Below are 16,471 nucleotides of genomic sequence, written 5' to 3' on the forward strand. Positions count from 1 at the left end.
TCAGGCCTTATGAATGTAATCGTAGGGTTGGTTTTTCAGGACGTCGAAGTTTTGCCGTACCCAAGCAATACATTCGTCCAAGCCCTGCTCCAAACCGATTTCGTCTTGCCAGCCGAGTTCGGCGCGTAATTTACTGCTGTCGAGGTGGTAAGCGGCGTCCTTACCCAATCGCTCTCCCACTACCTCGACGTGCTCGTCAAAAGGCACACCCAATTTTTCGCAAATCCGCAACACCAGGTCGTGGATCGAGATTACGTTGTCGGTAGAGATGTGATAGGTGCTGCCGTTAATTCCGTTCAACATGATTTTCCAAGTCGCATCGGAGACGTCTTGCATATGGATGAACGAACGCGTGGATACACCGCCGCCGTGCAATTGTAATTTGCGGCCCAACAAGATGAACAAGATAGTCCGCGGAATGATCCGATAAAGTTGCTGCCCCGGCCCATATACATTGGCAGCCCGGGTGGTGACAACCGGAAATTGATAAGCCGCATGGAAGGAACGTAAACTCATGTCGGCGGCGGCTCTCGAAACCGCATACGGCGTACTGGGATTGAACGGAAAGTCTTCCTGCACGAATCCGGAACAACTTCCGTAGACTTCCGGGGTGGAAACATGCACATAGCGCTGCAGAAAATCGCATTTGCGCAATTCGTCGTGCAATTTGACGGTGGAAACCGCATTGGTCATAAACCAATCCGCTGGATCCCGCCAACTTTCCGCGACCATACTCTGCGCCGCGAAATTCACCACATAGGCGGGTTGCTCGGCCTGAATCAGCGCAATAATCTCAGCCAAGTGCAGATTAAGATCCAACTGATGAAATTGAAAATTCGAATGATCGTACCATTTATACGGCAGTAACGCGTCTACCGGTTCAGCTGAGCGACTGGTCCCGATCACCCTAACGCCCTGCTTTAACGCGTAATCGACAAAGGTGGCGCCGGAAAATGAATTACTGCCGATAACAAAGATAGTCTGCATGTGTATGTCTCTTAAATGGTGCTTGCGATTCAAACGCTAGGTCTTTTGGTGTACAACCACTGCATCAGCATATGCCCGACGATCAGCTGCATATCTTCCGCAATCTGCATGTCATCGATAGGAAAATGAATTGACACGTCGGCCAGATCCTTACATTTTCCACCGCTATAACCCAGAATTGCATAGGTTTTGACGTCCATGGTCTTGGCTTGTTCGATGGCTTTAACGATATTAGGCGAGTTACCGCTCCCGGACAACGCCACCAGCACATCACCGGCTTGCGCAAAAACGGCAAGCTGTTCGGAGTATATGCTGTCGTAGCCGACATCATTGGCAAAACAGGTCATGACCGACTGATTGGCTGACAACGCCGTGGCTTTGATGCCGCCGCCGGTCTTTTTTGCCACGCCATAGACAAAATCGTTTGCCATATGCACAGCGTTCCCCGCACTACCACCGTTACCGCAGAAAAACACCTGACGGCCCGACTGCCAGCACTTTTCCATCGCCTCCGCCAGAGACGAAACACCACTCCAATCGGCAGACGAAAGCACGGACTGAAGGCGAGCACTATATTGAAGGCAAGAATCTTGAGGACTCATATTTTATTGGTTTTTTGCGCACAGCCAATCCAGGCCCAATACTCATCTAAACCCCTAGATCAGTAAGCATAAACATAAGAAATTGACTTTGCTTGATTAGATTTATTATCAAAAACGCTCGTTATTGGGCGAGAACGGTTTGCTGCATCCATTTAAGGTTGTAGCAACGGTCTTCATCCTTCAACTCCCCGGCTTTGTACTTCACGATAATTTCACGCACGGCGTCGTCGACCGTTTTCTTGGGTTTGAAACCGGTGGCCAGGAGTTTATCGGAATTAACCCGATAAGAACGAGGATCGTTGGATTCTGTGACGATAATCTCGACCGGGATATATTGGGTCACCAGATTTGCGATTTCCAGGATCGTAATATTTTCGAAGCCAGCGTTATAAATACCGGTAAATTGCGGATGCGCCAGAAAATGCAAATATACATCGGTAATATCGTCCATGTGTATATTCGGGCGCGCCTGATTGCCTCCGAAAACCGTAATTTTACCTTTTGATAGGGACTGCATGGTCAACATATTGACCGCCACATCCAATCTCATGCGCGGCGACAGGCCGCAAACAGTAGCTGGACGGACGATTTGCACTGCCATATCGTCTTGGTAGCTTAGCAAAACTCTCTCGGCAACCATCTTGGTTTTGTTGTATTCCGAAATGGGTTTAAGCTCAAGATCTTCGGTAACTTGATCTTCTTCCTTGACGCCATAAACGCTACCCGAAGAGGCATAGATAAACTGTTTTACGCCTTTGCGCTTGGCTTTGTCCGCCAATTGCATTGTTGCCAGGGCGCTGACCTCCCAAGTCAATTGCGGATTCAAATCGCCACACGGATCGTTGGCGATAGAGGACAAATGAATAATCGCGTCGACGCCATCCAGGTTGATGGTTTCAATATCCCTCACATCTCCTTGGATGACCGTTAAACTCGGATGCGGCTGCAAATGGTTTCCGAACCACATGGTATCGAAAGCAACTACATCATGTCCGGCGGCCAATAGTTTTGGAACCAACACAGTACCTTTATAGCCGCAAGCCCCTGTTACAAAAACCCTCATTATTTCATTCCTCTCATGTGATTGTTCAAATTTTCAAGACTCTTCAAAACTAACGATTTTACCATGTTCCAACTTTATAACTTTGTTGCATTGTTCTTTAATTAACGCATGATCATGTGATGCAATAACTACAATTCTTGCATTTTTCACCAATCCATTCATTCGTTCTTGAGCCTTACCAATGAATTCCGCATCGCCTACGCTCAACCATTCATCCATGAGAATAATATCGGCATCTACGCAGGTAGAAATCGCAAACGCTAGCCTCATGGACATACCACTTGAATAGGTTCTCATCGGAAGATGCAAATAATCACCAATACCCGAAAATTCGGCAATATCTTCGACAATTTGATCAAGTTGTTTTGCACGCAATCCCATTACACGACCGCGCATGTATACATTTTCCAACCCGGACGCATCCATATCCATACCAAGGGTAATACTCAACATGGAAGTCACTCGGCCATTCACCTTCAATTCGCCACTAACCGGCTCATAGATACCAGCTAAAACTCTAAGTAGCGTTGATTTCCCTGAGCCGTTGTGACCTATCAGACCTACTCTATCACCTTCCTTAAAGTCAAAATTAATATTATCCAACGCCCGAACTACAACTCGTTCGCCCGCATCCTTGGCAAACAATCCACCAGTAGCAGCATTCATCACTACTTTTTTAAATGATCGATTGCCCGTACTTCCGTAAATAGGAAAATCCACTACTACATTTTTCGCGTGTATCAAGGACATTATTACAACCAATACGCAATACGTGAGCGATAACGAGTAAACACCAATAGCGCCACGCCCCCCCCCCCGAATATCAGCGATGTTGATACGACCCATGAAAGCGAATCAATGTTTCCACCTAACAAGGGAGCCCGGATCAATTCAATGAAATGATATAGTGGATTTGCATCCGCAGCAAAATGATTCGAGCCTAGCATATCTACTTTCCATATTATCGGTGAGATAAAAAACAATACTTGCATTATATTGGCGATAATCTGGGGAATATCTCGAAATCTCGCACTAAGGATACTCAAAAGCAACCCAATCCAAAAAAGATTTCCAAATAACAAGAAAAAACCTAACGGTATTAAAAAAAAAGCTTTTAAATTTTGAGGTGGATACAAAAACAGCACAACTAAGATAATCACAACATTATGCAAAAAATACAACAAATTTTTTGCCAGCACCCTTAGCAGGTGCACTGTTAAAGGCATCTTGATCTGCTTAATATACCCCTCGGCACTGATAAAAGCCATACAAGACTCGTTAATATATCCAGAAATAAGACCCCAAATAATCATACTAACTGACAAATGTTGAATGTAGGGACCAATATCCTGCTTAAGAAGCGCCCCATAGAGGGGGCCCATGGCTAAAACCATAATACCAGTACTAATTGTAATCCAAAATGGCCCAATGGCCGAGCGTCTATAGCGCTGCTTGATATCCTGCCATGCCAAGTAAAACCAAATATGATATTGGGATAACCCCATAAAAATATCATCTACCGCTAAAGAAAGTCTTCTGAAAAACAACATTTAATATAATGAAAATTGTGTAATTTTTAGTAAAGAGATATACGAAGAAGCTTTCTATAATTCAAGTAAATACTGCCGCCTCTCCCAAAGTATGACCTTGCCTATCTTTTGCAGATAAAACCGGATCATCTGTAAGAAGCCAATTTACATTAAGCTTTTTGTCGTCCCAAGCAATGCACTGCTCATATTCCGGCGCGTAATAATCAGTAGCTTTATATAGAAATTCTGCTGTCTCCGATAGGGTCAGAAAGCCATGCGCAAATCCTTCTGGTATCCACAATTGCCGCTTGTTTTCCGCCGTTAATATTTCGCCGACCCATTGCCCGAACGTCGGTGAGTTTTTACGAATATCAACAGCCACATCAAAGACTTCGCCTTGCACCACCCTCACCAACTTGCCTTGCGCCTTAGGCGGCAATTGGTAATGTAATCCGCGCAACACTCCTTTTTGAGATTTGGAGTGGTTGTCCTGAACAAAATTGACACTTAATCCTGTCAGCTCCTGAAAAATTTTTTGGTTGAAGCTTTCAAAGAAAAAACCACGTTCGTCACCGAATACTTTTGGTGAAAATAAAACGACATCGGGTATAGCAAGTCTAGTTGCTTGCATTAAAACACCTGCTTATTCAATAGGCCCAGTAAATACTGGCCGTAGCCATTTTTCGCCAATGGTTTGGCCAATTTTTCGATTTGCTCATCGCCAACCCAGCCGCCACGCCAGGCAATTTCCTCCGGACAGGCGATTTTCAAACCCTGCCGGGTTTCGATGGTTTCGATGAAATTGCTGGCCTCGATCAAACTGGCATGAGTACCCGTATCCAACCAGGCATAGCCGCGACCCATGATTTCGACGCTAAGCTGATTTAGGTCCAGATACATTTTATTGACGTCGGTAATCTCCAACTCGCCGCGCGGCGACGGCTGCAAATTGGCGGCTATATCGACGACTTGATTGTCGTAAAAGTACAAACCGGTGACTGCATAATTACTTTTTGGCTGCGTCGGTTTTTCCTCTAGTGAAGTTGCCCGGCCTTGAGGATCAAAGCTGACGACACCGTAGCGCTCCGGGTCATTGACATGATAGGCAAAAACCGTTGCCCCTGAGGATTGATCAGTCGCGCGTTTCAATTGAACGTGTAAATCGTGGCCGTAAAAAATGTTGTCACCCAATACCAATGCACTGGGTTGCGAGCCGACAAAATCCCTGCCGATGATAAAAGCTTGCGCCAGTCCGTCCGGGCTGGGTTGTACGGCATATTGCAGATTAATCCCCCAATCGCTACCATCACCCAGCAAATGCTGAAACAAAGGGGTGTCTTGCGGCGTGGAAATGATCAAAATATCGCGAATTCCGGCCAGCATTAGCGTGCTGAGCGGGTAATAAATCATCGGCTTGTCGTAAATCGGCAGCAGTTGTTTGGAAACCGCTTTCGTTACCGGATACAGCCGGGTGCCGGATCCTCCGGCCAGGATGATGCCTTTGCGCTGGTTCATAGTCACTTTCCGTACAGTTCAGACAACATTCGCTCGACACCCTTTTGCCAAGCCGGCAGTTGTAAATCAAACACGCTTTGCAACTTTTCGGTGTTCATACGTGAGTTTAATGGCCGCTGCGCCGGCGTTTGGTAAACGCTGGTGGGAATTGCCGTAACCGATTGTTTGTCGGTTTTCAGCGCCAGTCCGGCTTGACGGGCATAGTCAAGCACCAAATGTGCGTAGTCGTACCAACTGGTTTCGCCGCTAGCGGTTAGATGATAAACACCAGCCACTTCAGGTGTTTTCAAGGCATGACGAATGGCGTGGGCACTCACATCCGCCAGCAATTCGGCGCCGGTTGGCGTACCGATTTGATCGTTAATCACCGATAGCTGTTGCCGTTCTTGCGCCAGGCGCAGCATAGTTTTGGCAAAGTTATTACCTCTGGCTGCATAAACCCAACTGGTCCGAAAAATCAAATGCCGGCAATCGCTGGCCTGAATGGCTCGTTCCCCAGCCAATTTGCTTTGCCCATAGACATTCAACGGCCCAACCTGATCATCTTCCCGCCAGAGTTTATCACCGCTGCCGTCGAATACGTAATCCGTCGAATAGTGCAGCAACCACGCATCGATACGTTTGGCTTCTGCCGCCAAAACTCCCGGCACCACCGCATTGATCGTATTCGCCAAGTCGCTTTCCGACTCGGCCTTATCCACTGCGGTATAGGCAGCAGCATTGACGATGACATCGGGACGCAGCGCGCGAACCGTTTCGGCAATCCCGTTGGGGTTGCTTAAATCGCCGCAATAATGTTGGTCGAATCTGTCAAGCGCAAGCAATTCGCCCAAAGGCGCCAAACTGCGTTGCAACTCCCAACCCAGCTGGCCATTTTTACCGAACAATAAAACTTTCATTCACTCAACCATGCAAAGCATTGATCACGCAGTGCGCCCTGCATAGTTTTTATCGAGCCAGGACTGGTAGTCACCGGACAACACATTGCTAACCCAGGCTTGGTTATCCAAATACCACTGCACGGTTTTGCGAATGCCGGTCTCAAAGGTTTCCGCCGGTTTCCAGCCTAGCTCCCGTTCCAGCTTGCCGGCATCGATGGCATAACGTCTGTCGTGCCCAGGCCGGTCGGTGACATAGGTAATCTGTTCGGCATAGGATTTGCCGTCGCTACGCGGCTGCAGCTCATCCAGAATACTGCATAGCGTGTTGACTACATCCAGATTGGCTTTTTCGTTCCAACCGCCGACGTTATAAACCTCGCCAAGCTTGCCGGCTTCCAGCACCCGGCGAATCGCGCTGCAATGATCCTTCACAAACAGCCAATCGCGTATCTGTTGACCGTCGCCGTATATCGGCAAAGCTTTGCCGGACAAGGCGTTCTGAATGCACAGCGGGATGAGTTTTTCCGGGAAATGATAAGGACCGTAATTGTTGGAGCAATTGGTAGTCAATACAGGCAAACCGTAAGTATGGTGATAAGCACGCACCAAATGATCGCTGGCGGCTTTACTGGCTGAATAAGGACTATTGGGTTGATACTGGTGGGTTTCAGCGAACGGCGCATCGGTCTTTTCCAAAGAACCGTACACCTCGTCGGTAGACACGTGCAGTAAACGAAAAGCCTGCTTGGCCGGCTGTTCCAAGTTGTTCCAGTATTGCCGTACCGCTTCCAACAAACGGAAACTGCCGACGATATTGGTTTGAATAAAATCTTCCGGTCCGTGGATGGAACGATCAACATGTGATTCGGCAGCAAAATTGATCACGGCCCGAATCCGGTACTTTTGCAGTAAACTCAGCAGCAAATCGTAATCCGCAATGTCACCTTGAACAAATACATGCCTGTCATCGTCATGTAGAGAAGCCAAATTCTGTAAGTTACCCGCATAGGTCAATTTATCCAAATTGACGAGCAATTCGTCGCTTTGCGCCAACCAATCCAATACAAAATTGCTGCCGATAAACCCGGCCCCACCGGTGACTAAAATACTCATTTTTAAAGTTTTCTTATTTTTTCTAACCGTCTGCCCGACGAAAAACGCTATTATTACCGGGGCCATTGTACCTTAGTACCATCCTTCAGTGTCTAATGATTCTGCAATCCTTAAGGCAAAAAAAGTTTAAACCTCGCCCCACCCAAACGACTTTCGTTGTCGATCCGCACAAATCCGTTTTTCCCGGCATTTTTGTGCAGGCCGGCCATTACCGACACAAAATACAAACCCAGGCCGGTATTTCCCGACACCCAGTCCAATTCGGCCGTATCGTTTAAGTCCGCGGTTAAAAAATGAGGCGGATAACCCGCACCGTCGTCTTCGATGGCGATGGTTAGATAACCGTCCTCCTCAGTCACGGCAATCAAAACGGTTTTGTGGGTATAGCGCAAAGCATTATTCAAGACAGCTGCCAGCGCATTGCTGATGATGGCGTTATCGCAGTAGCACATCTCGTCATCGCCACAATCCACTTGTAGATCAATGTTGTGCAATCCAGCCAAGCGCGCCTGTTGATGAATCGCTTCATCGAGAATATCGATCACCGGGCATTCTTCAATATGCAAACTAAATTTTTGCGAATCGACCTTATACATCACCAGCAATTGCATCAGACTGTGATTAATGCGAGCCGCCTCGAATTCCAACTGATTTAACTCAGCGGATGGGCCGTCTTGTTTGGCAGCAGTTTGCCTAACCAGCTCCAGCAAGGTACCCAATGAGTTTTTTATATCGTGAACGGTTGACGCGAGAATAGTCGGAAACAAATCGTTGTTTTTAGGATGGGTTTGCATGGGTTTAAGCCTTGACCGCTTGAGACTGCCGCAATTTCGCATACTCCATTTGTAATATCCCCAGCTTATGTGGATCAACGCCAATTTGCTTGGCTTTAATAAATAAAGCTCTGATGCGCTGATTTTTTTCTTCGCAAAACTCATTAACCTTCAAATCATGAATCATGATCTTCAACATATTCACGATGATGGTTTTATTATCCGGCATAGTCAGAATGGCCTGTTCGAACAAATCCAATGCTTCGGAAAACTTACCCTGTTTATAAAGCGCCACCCCTTTGTTGTTAGTCGCAATCAAAGCCTGCTTGGTTTTTTGAATCAGAATTTCCGAGTGATTATCCATGCCAATGCCGCTTTGCATGCGGCGTAAATCGTTCAAAAATTGTTCGTCGTCGATATGTGCATGAATCAGATCGTAAAGTATTTCTTCGGCTTTATCGTGTTCATCGCTGAGGAAGCAGGTTTTCACTACCTCCAACTGCAAGTCCCTGGGCGCTTTATTACCCAAGCGGCTGCATATATCCACCGCTTTTAGCAACGCTTTCTGCGACAACTCGTCGTTACCCAGCGTTTTATACACATCCGCCTCCACAGTCGAGGCGCGTAATTCCGCCTCGGGATGATTGGCATATTCTTTGCGCATTTCCTCCAGCGTTTTTAATGCCTCGTCCGCGGCATTGGTTTTGGCATAAAGCTTGGCCAATCCGGCAAAATCACTGCAGGAACGATGCACGGAATGCTTGCCCAGCTTCACCACCGACTTATAGGCCTTCTCGGCGGTTTCCAGATTGCCGTTCCGGTCCGCCGCTTCGGCCAGTTTTTTTTGCCTGAGTATCGATTGCGGCGACAATTGCAAAGCCTGCTGCAACACACTTTCGACGTCGCTGTACTGATCCAATGCTTCGTAGGCCTTGCCCAGCCAGTCGTAACACTCCATCAACATCGGATTGTCAGCCACCAGGCTCTGAAAACCGGCAATCGCTTGTTCGATGTTATTGTTTTGAAAATCGATCACTCCCAAACCTAAGCGCGCCCAGGGCAGTTCTCTATGCTCCAGAACTTCATGATATATCTGCCTGGCCTTGTCGAAATCGCCGGCGGAAATCGCCAGCTCGGCACGCATTTTCAGCAAATGCAAATGCATTTTCTTGTCCCCGGACAGCAATAGTGCATCGCATAACTGAATAGCTTTAGACAAATCGCCAGCGGCTAACGCCTTGTCGACACTGGCCATAAATTCCTTGCGGGCAAAATTCCGTGTCAGCCGACTCATTAGTTGCTGCGCGTTAAAGGGCTTGGTCAGATATTCATCGGGCTTGCTGTCCATAACCCCCAACACGGCACTGGTAGTCTGCTCGGCGCTGATCAATACAAACACGCAGCGATAATCGATTAAATTCCGGTGTCTGGCTTCCTCCAGCACCTGCTGCCCGTTCTTACCCACACCCAGGTTGTAATCGCACAACACAATATCGAAACTGCTTTTGCTCATGGCATTGATCGCGGCTATGCCATTATCCGCTTCGACAACAGTGACGGCTTGCAAGCTATAAAGCATGTCGCGCATCGCTTTGCGAAACACGGGATTGTCCTCGACAATCAGGATACTTTTGCCGGCTAAACTAAAACTCATGGCAGAAAGGCTAATAAAACGCTCAAGAAATCGGCTCCATAAAATCCACGTAGCGGGCGGACTTGAAAAATAAAATTATCATCCCCAACTCGCCCGAGTCCACTTTACAACCAAATGAGTATAGACATGACTGTTGAAGCAAACAAACAAACCCTTGGTTTTCAAACCGAAGTAAAACATTTGCTGCACTTGATGATTCACTCCTTGTATAGCAACAAGGAAATCTTTTTGCGCGAGCTGATCTCCAACGGTTCCGACGCCGCCGACAAATTGCGCTTCGAAGCCTTGGCCAACGACAGCCTGTACGAAGGCGATAGCGAACTGAAAATCCGCGTCGATTTCAACGAAGCCAAAAAGACCATCACTATTACCGATAACGGCATCGGTATGACCCGCGAAGAAGTGCAGGACCACATCGGCACCATCGCCAAATCCGGCACCAAAGCCTTCTTCGAAAGGCTGACCGGCGATCAGGCCAAGGATAGCGAACTGATCGGCCAATTCGGCGTGGGCTTTTATTCATCGTTCATCGTTGCCGACAAAGTCACCTTAACCACCCGCAAAGCCGGCGCGCCCGCCAGCGACGGTGTGCGTTGGGAATCCGACGGCCTGGGCGAATACAGCATCGAATCGGTCGACAAAGCCGGCCGCGGTACCGAAATCGTGCTGCACCTGAAAGAAGGCGAAGAAGAATTCCTCAGCGAATGGAAACTGCGCTCCATCATCAAAAAATATTCCGACCATATTTCCCTGCCCATCATCATGAGCAAGGAAATCCCGGCCGAGAAAGACGAGGAAGGTAACGAAACCGCGCCAGCCCGCGTCGAAGACGAAACCGTCAACAGCGCCTCGGCTCTCTGGACCAAGTCTAAAGACGACATCACGGAAGAGCAGTACAACGAGTTCTACAAACACGTAGGCCACGACTTCCAGGACCCGCTAGTTCACGTCCATAGCAAGGTGGAAGGCACCAACGAATACACCTTGCTGCTTTACGTACCGGGCCGCGCGCCGTTTGATTTGTGGGACCGCGACGCCAAACACGGCGTCAAGCTGTACATAAAAAAAGTCTTCATCACCGACGATGCCGAGCAATTGATGCCGCGCTATCTGCGCTTCATTCGCGGCGTGATCGACACCGACAGCCTGCCGCTGAACGTATCGCGGGAAATCCTGCAACAAAGCAAACAAATCAACACCATCAAAGGCGGCGCCGTTAAAAAGGTCTTGGGCTTGCTGGAAGACCTGGCCGAAAACGACGCGGAGAAATACCAAAAATTCTGGGAGCAATTCGGTAACGTCATCAAAGAAGGCCCGATTGAAGACCACAAAAACAAGGACCGCGTTGCCGGCCTGTTGCGCTTCTCATCGACCCATACCGACGACAAAACCCAGAACGTGTCGCTGGCCGACTACGTCAGCCGGATGAAGGAAGGTCAGGAGAAAATCTACTTCATCACCGCCGACAGCTTCGCCGCCGCCAAAAGCAGCCCGCACCTGGAAGTGTTCCGTAAAAAAGGCATTGAAGTGCTATTGCTGACCGACCGTATCGACGAATGGCTGGTCTCCAGCCTGACCGAATTCGACGGCAAGCACATGCAATCCATTGCCAAAGGCGAGCTGGATCTGGACAAATTCGATACCGAAGAAGAGAAAAAACACCAGGAAGAAGTCAGCAAGGACTTCGAATCGGTGGTTAAACAACTCAAAGAGGTCCTGACCGACAAAGTCAGCGAAGTCAAAATCAGCCACCGGTTGACCGACTCCCCGGCTTGCCTGGTCACCGGCGCTTACGACATGAGCCTGCACATGGAGCGGATCATGAAGGAAGCCGGCCAAGCCGGCGGCATGTTCGGCATGGGCGGCAACAGCAAGCCGATCTTCGAAATCAACCCGGACCACGCCATCGTCCAAGCCCTGAAAAACGAGCAGGACGACGCGCGGTTCGCCGACATCAGCCATATATTGTTCGACCAGGCCATCCTCAGCGAAGGCGGCCAGTTGGACGACCCGGCCGCGTTTGTGCATAAGTTGAATGGGTTGTTGCAGGGGTTGTTGAAATAAGCTGTTTTGTATTGGAAAAGGCCGGGAAACCGGCCTTTTTTGTGGTTGTCGCGCTAAAGTGGTCAGTATATCCGTTAACTTTTGCCGACAGACAGATCCTTTTAATTGCTTATAGTCGTCTGAACCTTCCATGTCTAACAGCATTCCCAACTCAGTCATTGGCGCCGTGTCATCAGTCATCGCGGCGCACTATTACAGCCATTCGAAATTGAACGCCCTGTTCTTAGAATGCGGTGCACCCGGTGATGCACCAGAAGGCAACTGCGAGACCAAGTGCACAGCTTGGCTTAAAAGATGCAACAATGATCCAGCTATAGATGCACTCTCCGTGCTAGGACAGGTAATTCAGAGGTTCATGGACCTAGAACCCTCGGATTTGCAGCCGAACATCGCCGAAGGCCAGAACCGCATTCGGGAGAGCCTTTCAAAGAATCAACTTACCTATCAGATCAACGGCTATGTGACTTTAGCCGGAGCGTGCATCACTGCAAAGACTCTATCCGACTACCTAAAGCAAGGTGACTTTGCGTCTATTGAGGCAGAATTTGCGCGCGCGATCACTCAGCTTGAGCGAGATCCTCAAGCTGCAATAACCGCTGCAAGCTCAATCGTGGAAGCGCTCTGTAAAACGTACATTGACACCTTTGCACTCGATATGCCTACCGTCCAATCTATTTCACCGCTCTGGAAGACCGTTCAGACTCATTTGGGGTTGAACATTGACCCAACTCTGAGAGACGATCAGAAGAAGATTCTTCAAGGCGTAGCTTCAATAATAGATGGCGTCGGCGCCTATCGAACGCACATTGGTTCAGCACATGGGCGCGGGGTCGCGCCGCCCAAGATTAAAGTAGCCGAGGCACGCTTGGCAGTTAACGCAGCACATACTGTCGTCACATTCGTAATGGAACGCTGGCACGCAGGCGCATAACCCCTTGAGCGGGACGGGTTTTCCTCGTTCCCACGCGCCGCGTGGTAATGCAGGGCTTGGCCGCGCTGCGGCACAAATTCACCGCAGCGCGGTACATCTGAGTTCCCACGTGACACGTGGGAACTAGCAAGTAGTAAGTAGCCTCGATGCAATCGAGGATTCGAAGGCCAATCCCCTACCGTTTGTCGACGTTGCCCTGATGATCTGATGGCCAATTTTCCCAATTTCCGTCGTGGGCTTGATAACCGGATGGTCGTCGCCCTCGATTCCGCTGGCGCTCCATCGAGGCTACACTTGACTCGTGTCAAATTGATTTTCCTCGTTCCCACGCGCCGCGTGGTAATGCAGGCTTGGCCGCGCTGCGGCACAAATGCACCGCAGCGCGGTACATCTGAGTTCCCACGTGACACGTGGGAACTAGAGCAATTTAGCCTACTTAACGATAAATTCCGGAGTGGAGTCTCTCCCGTATGCCGCGCCGAGCACCAGAGCTTTCGTTGGGATCAGCCCGAAGGGGTGCGGCATGGATGCCGCACGTTGACGAAGAGGCAGGAAGCCCCTTTCGTCACCCCCCGGCGAAAGCTTCGGCGCGCAGGACCAAAGCGGGATCCGGGTGGCTTTTCTTTTGGTGACTTTTCTTTGGCCAAACAAAGAAAAGTTACTCGGCCGTCGGGCCGAGACCCAACATCCAAACCATCCGTCGCGCCAGCGACACAAATCACACAAGGCTACCGAATAAAAACACAATCCCCTATAATCGAACTTACTCAATATTAACCACCCCAACCATGCCAAGCCCCTTCCAGCGTATCGGTATCATCGGCAAATGCGGCGATCCCGGTATTGCCGTGACGCTGAACGAACTTTTCCGTTACCTAAAAACCCGCGGTCACGACATTGTCGTAGACAGCCAAAGTGCGGAGTTGATAACCGGCGCAGATATAAACGGCGTGCATATCGAGCGCCTGCCGGAATTGTGCGACTTGATTATCGCCGTCGGCGGCGACGGCACCTTTCTGGCCGCAGCCCGCGCCGCCGCTGATTTTGAAACGCCACTGCTGGGCGTTAACCTCGGCAGGCTGGGTTTTTTAGTGGATATTTCGCCGGAGCAGTTGTCCAGCCGCCTGGATAAAATTTTGGCGGGGGAGTTCAAGAGCGAGCAGCGCCAGTTGCTCAGCACCCATATCATCCGCGATCACGAAATCATCCACCAGCAAACGGCCGTCAATGAGGTGGTGGTACACCGCTGGGTGACGCCGAGCATGATCGAGATTGTCACCAGCATCGACGGCGTGTATCTGAATACCCAGCGCTCGGACGGCCTGATCGTCGCCACGCCGACCGGCTCTACCGCTTACTCGCTATCGGCGGGCGGCCCGATTCTGCATCCCGCTTTGAACGCGCTGGTGTTGGTGCCGTTGAACCCGCATACCTTGTCTAATCGGCCCATCGTCATCGACGACAACGTGGTCATCGAGATCCGTTTCAGCCAGACCAAACAGATCAATGCCCTAGTAACTTGCGACCACATGGAGATTCCGGACGTGCGGATCAACGACAAAATCGTCATCAAAAAAGCCGCCAAACCGATTAAAATTTTGCATCCTGCGGATCACGATTTTTTCCATACCCTAAGAAGCAAACTCAACTGGAGCGGCTACCCCGCCTAAGGCTATGCTGTTAAACCTGAATATTATCGACCTAGCCGTCGTCGACGCGCTGGACCTTGATCTGGATCCCGGCATGTCGGTGCTAACCGGCGAAACCGGCGCCGGCAAATCGATTTTGCTGACCGCCTTGGGCCTGGCCTTGGGCGACCGCGCCGATTCTGGGTACGTGCGGCCGGGCAGCAAACGCGCCGAAGTGAATATCGAATTCGATTTAGGCAAGGCGCCGCTGGTCAAGCAATGGCTGATCGATAACGAATTGGACGATGAAGGCCAGTGCATGATTCGCCGCACCATCAGCGACGACGGCCGTTCCAAGGCTTACATCAACAACCGGCCGGTCAATCTGCAAACCCTGCAAGGCCTGAGTCGGCAATTGGTGGAAATCCACGGCCAACACGCCCATTTGACCTTGCTGGACAGCGAGGAACAACGCCGGCTACTGGACGGCTTCGCCGGCAATCGAGCCTTGCTGGACGATCTGAATTCCTGTTACCAAAACTGGAAGCAAGCACATAAGCAACTGCAGCAATTGTTAAAAGCCGGCAGCGACCAAGCCGAGCGCGAGGAATTGCTACGTTATCAACTGGAAGAATTGCAGCAATTGGATTTGGAAAATTTCGATTACCAAGCCCTCGCAGACGAACATCACAAGTTGGCCAACCTTGGCAAAATCCTCGGTGTCGGCCAACAGCAACTGGATATTTTGTACGACAACGATCAGCAATCGGTGGCCGACATGCTGGGCCATGTGATTCATGCCATCAACGAACTGGCCCAATATGCCGGCGAGTTGAACGGTGTTGCCGAGTTATTGAGCGATGCGGAAATCCAGATCGGCGAAGCCACCCAGCAATTGCGCCGTTTCCTGGAAAACCAGGAGGCCGATCCGCAACAACTGACTTGGCTGGAAAACCAGATCGGCGTGATTCAATCGCTGAGCCGCAAGCATAAAATCCAGCCGGAAGAATTGCCGGAATTGGCCGCGCGCTTTGCCACAGAACTGGATAACCTCAGCCACAGCAGCGAACGTATCGAAAGCCTGAATGCCGATTGCGAGCGGCTATTAAGCCAGTACCGCAAATTGGCCGGCGAATTGTCCGCCAGTCGCCGCCAAGCGGGCGCGGAGTTGCAGCAACGCATTTCCTACGCCATCAAGGAATTGGGCATGCCGCACGGCGAGTTCCTCGTCAATCTCCGCACGCCGGAAGACGCAGAACCGCAACGCAACGGTGTGGACAGCATCGAGTTTTTAGTGAGCACCAACCCCGGTTTGCCGGCCAAGCCGCTAGCCAAAGTAGCATCCGGCGGCGAGTTATCGCGGATTAGTTTGGCGATCCAGGTCACCACCAGCACCGATAAAACCACGCCAACGATGATTTTCGATGAAGTCGATTCCGGCATCGGCGGCGGCATCGCCGAGATCGTCGGCCAAAAACTCAGGCGTTTGAGCCTCAACCGCCAGGTATTGTGCGTCACTCACTTACCGCAAGTCGCGTCGCAAGCGCATCAGCATTTATTTGTCGCCAAGAATCAAAAAGCGGCGGTGACATCGTCCACGGTTCACCGCCTCAGCGAAGACGAACGAGTCAACGAAGTGGCCCGCATGCTGGGCGGCGTAACGATTACCGAAAACACCTTGGCGCATGCGCGGGAGATGCTGGTATCGGGCGGCTTGGCGTCCGATTAACG

Annotated in this window: 15 protein-coding genes; 4 read left to right on the forward strand and 11 right to left on the reverse strand. The window is 50.1% G+C overall.

Going from position 1 to position 16,471, the window contains the following annotated elements; all coding sequences use genetic code 11:
* The 11 genes from ACWAU0_RS21805 to ACWAU0_RS21855 form a co-directional block, all read right to left on the reverse strand.
* Positions 1-987: a GDP-mannose 4,6-dehydratase gene (locus ACWAU0_RS21805; RefSeq protein ID WP_458137934.1), complete on the reverse strand. Its 987-nt coding sequence runs from the start codon at positions 985-987 to the stop codon at positions 1-3.
* A 29-nt stretch (positions 988-1,016) separates the two neighbouring features.
* Complete coding sequence (locus ACWAU0_RS21810) at positions 1,017-1,589, reverse strand: SIS domain-containing protein (protein WP_458137935.1); 573 nt, start codon at positions 1,587-1,589, stop codon at positions 1,017-1,019.
* Positions 1,590-1,710: 121 nt separating this feature from the next.
* The gene (locus ACWAU0_RS21815; protein WP_458137936.1) at positions 1,711-2,652 is read right to left on the reverse strand and encodes an NAD-dependent epimerase/dehydratase family protein; all 942 of its coding nucleotides are present in this window, start codon (positions 2,650-2,652) and stop codon (positions 1,711-1,713) included.
* Positions 2,653-2,685: 33 nt separating this feature from the next.
* Positions 2,686-3,402 carry an ABC transporter ATP-binding protein gene (locus ACWAU0_RS21820; RefSeq protein ID WP_458137937.1) on the reverse strand — a complete coding sequence of 239 codons (717 nt, stop codon included), beginning with the start codon at positions 3,400-3,402 and terminating at the stop codon, positions 2,686-2,688.
* Positions 3,403-3,404: 2 nt separating this feature from the next.
* Entirely contained in the window at positions 3,405-4,202 is a 798-nt protein-coding gene (locus tag ACWAU0_RS21825) for an ABC transporter permease (RefSeq protein ID WP_458137938.1), read from the reverse strand.
* A 61-nt stretch (positions 4,203-4,263) separates the two neighbouring features.
* The gene (gene rfbC, locus ACWAU0_RS21830) at positions 4,264-4,812 is read right to left on the reverse strand and encodes a dTDP-4-dehydrorhamnose 3,5-epimerase (RefSeq protein ID WP_458137939.1); all 549 of its coding nucleotides are present in this window, start codon (positions 4,810-4,812) and stop codon (positions 4,264-4,266) included.
* Positions 4,812-5,696, reverse strand: coding sequence for a glucose-1-phosphate thymidylyltransferase RfbA (gene rfbA / locus ACWAU0_RS21835; protein ID WP_458137940.1), 885 nt, complete (start codon positions 5,694-5,696; stop codon positions 4,812-4,814). The genes rfbC and rfbA overlap by 1 nt, the downstream gene beginning before the upstream one ends.
* Positions 5,697-5,698: 2 nt before the next feature.
* A complete protein-coding gene (rfbD, locus tag ACWAU0_RS21840) occupies positions 5,699-6,595 on the reverse strand; it encodes a dTDP-4-dehydrorhamnose reductase (RefSeq protein WP_458137941.1) in 897 nt (298 codons plus the stop codon).
* Between the two features lie 24 nt (positions 6,596-6,619).
* Positions 6,620-7,690 (reverse strand): dTDP-glucose 4,6-dehydratase, encoded by a 1,071-nt coding sequence (rfbB, locus tag ACWAU0_RS21845; protein WP_033155745.1) that lies wholly within the window; start codon positions 7,688-7,690, stop codon positions 6,620-6,622.
* A gap of 110 nt (positions 7,691-7,800) precedes the next feature.
* A complete protein-coding gene (locus tag ACWAU0_RS21850) occupies positions 7,801-8,484 on the reverse strand; it encodes a sensor histidine kinase (RefSeq protein WP_458137942.1) in 684 nt (227 codons plus the stop codon).
* A 4-nt stretch (positions 8,485-8,488) separates the two neighbouring features.
* Entirely contained in the window at positions 8,489-10,117 is a 1,629-nt protein-coding gene (locus ACWAU0_RS21855; protein ID WP_171695825.1) for a tetratricopeptide repeat-containing response regulator, read from the reverse strand.
* Positions 10,118-10,243: 126 nt separating this feature from the next.
* Between ACWAU0_RS21855 and htpG the strand changes: the two genes are divergently transcribed.
* The 4 genes from htpG to recN all read left to right on the forward strand — a co-directional run bounded on the left by htpG (position 10,244) and on the right by recN (position 16,469).
* The gene (htpG, locus tag ACWAU0_RS21860; RefSeq protein ID WP_458137943.1) at positions 10,244-12,181 is read left to right on the forward strand and encodes a molecular chaperone HtpG; all 1,938 of its coding nucleotides are present in this window, start codon (positions 10,244-10,246) and stop codon (positions 12,179-12,181) included.
* Positions 12,182-12,311: 130 nt separating this feature from the next.
* Positions 12,312-13,112 carry an abortive infection family protein gene (locus ACWAU0_RS21865; RefSeq protein WP_033155250.1) on the forward strand — a complete coding sequence of 267 codons (801 nt, stop codon included), beginning with the start codon at positions 12,312-12,314 and terminating at the stop codon, positions 13,110-13,112.
* Positions 13,113-13,900: 788 nt separating this feature from the next.
* On the forward strand, positions 13,901-14,782 hold the full coding sequence (locus ACWAU0_RS21870; RefSeq protein WP_415880489.1) for an NAD(+) kinase: 882 nt from the start codon (positions 13,901-13,903) through the stop codon (positions 14,780-14,782).
* Between the two features lie 4 nt (positions 14,783-14,786).
* The gene (gene recN / locus ACWAU0_RS21875) at positions 14,787-16,469 is read left to right on the forward strand and encodes a DNA repair protein RecN (protein ID WP_458137944.1); all 1,683 of its coding nucleotides are present in this window, start codon (positions 14,787-14,789) and stop codon (positions 16,467-16,469) included.
* The last annotated feature ends 2 nt before the right edge of the window (positions 16,470-16,471 follow it).

The organism is Methylomonas sp. Uni0009 (genome assembly GCF_054188105.3).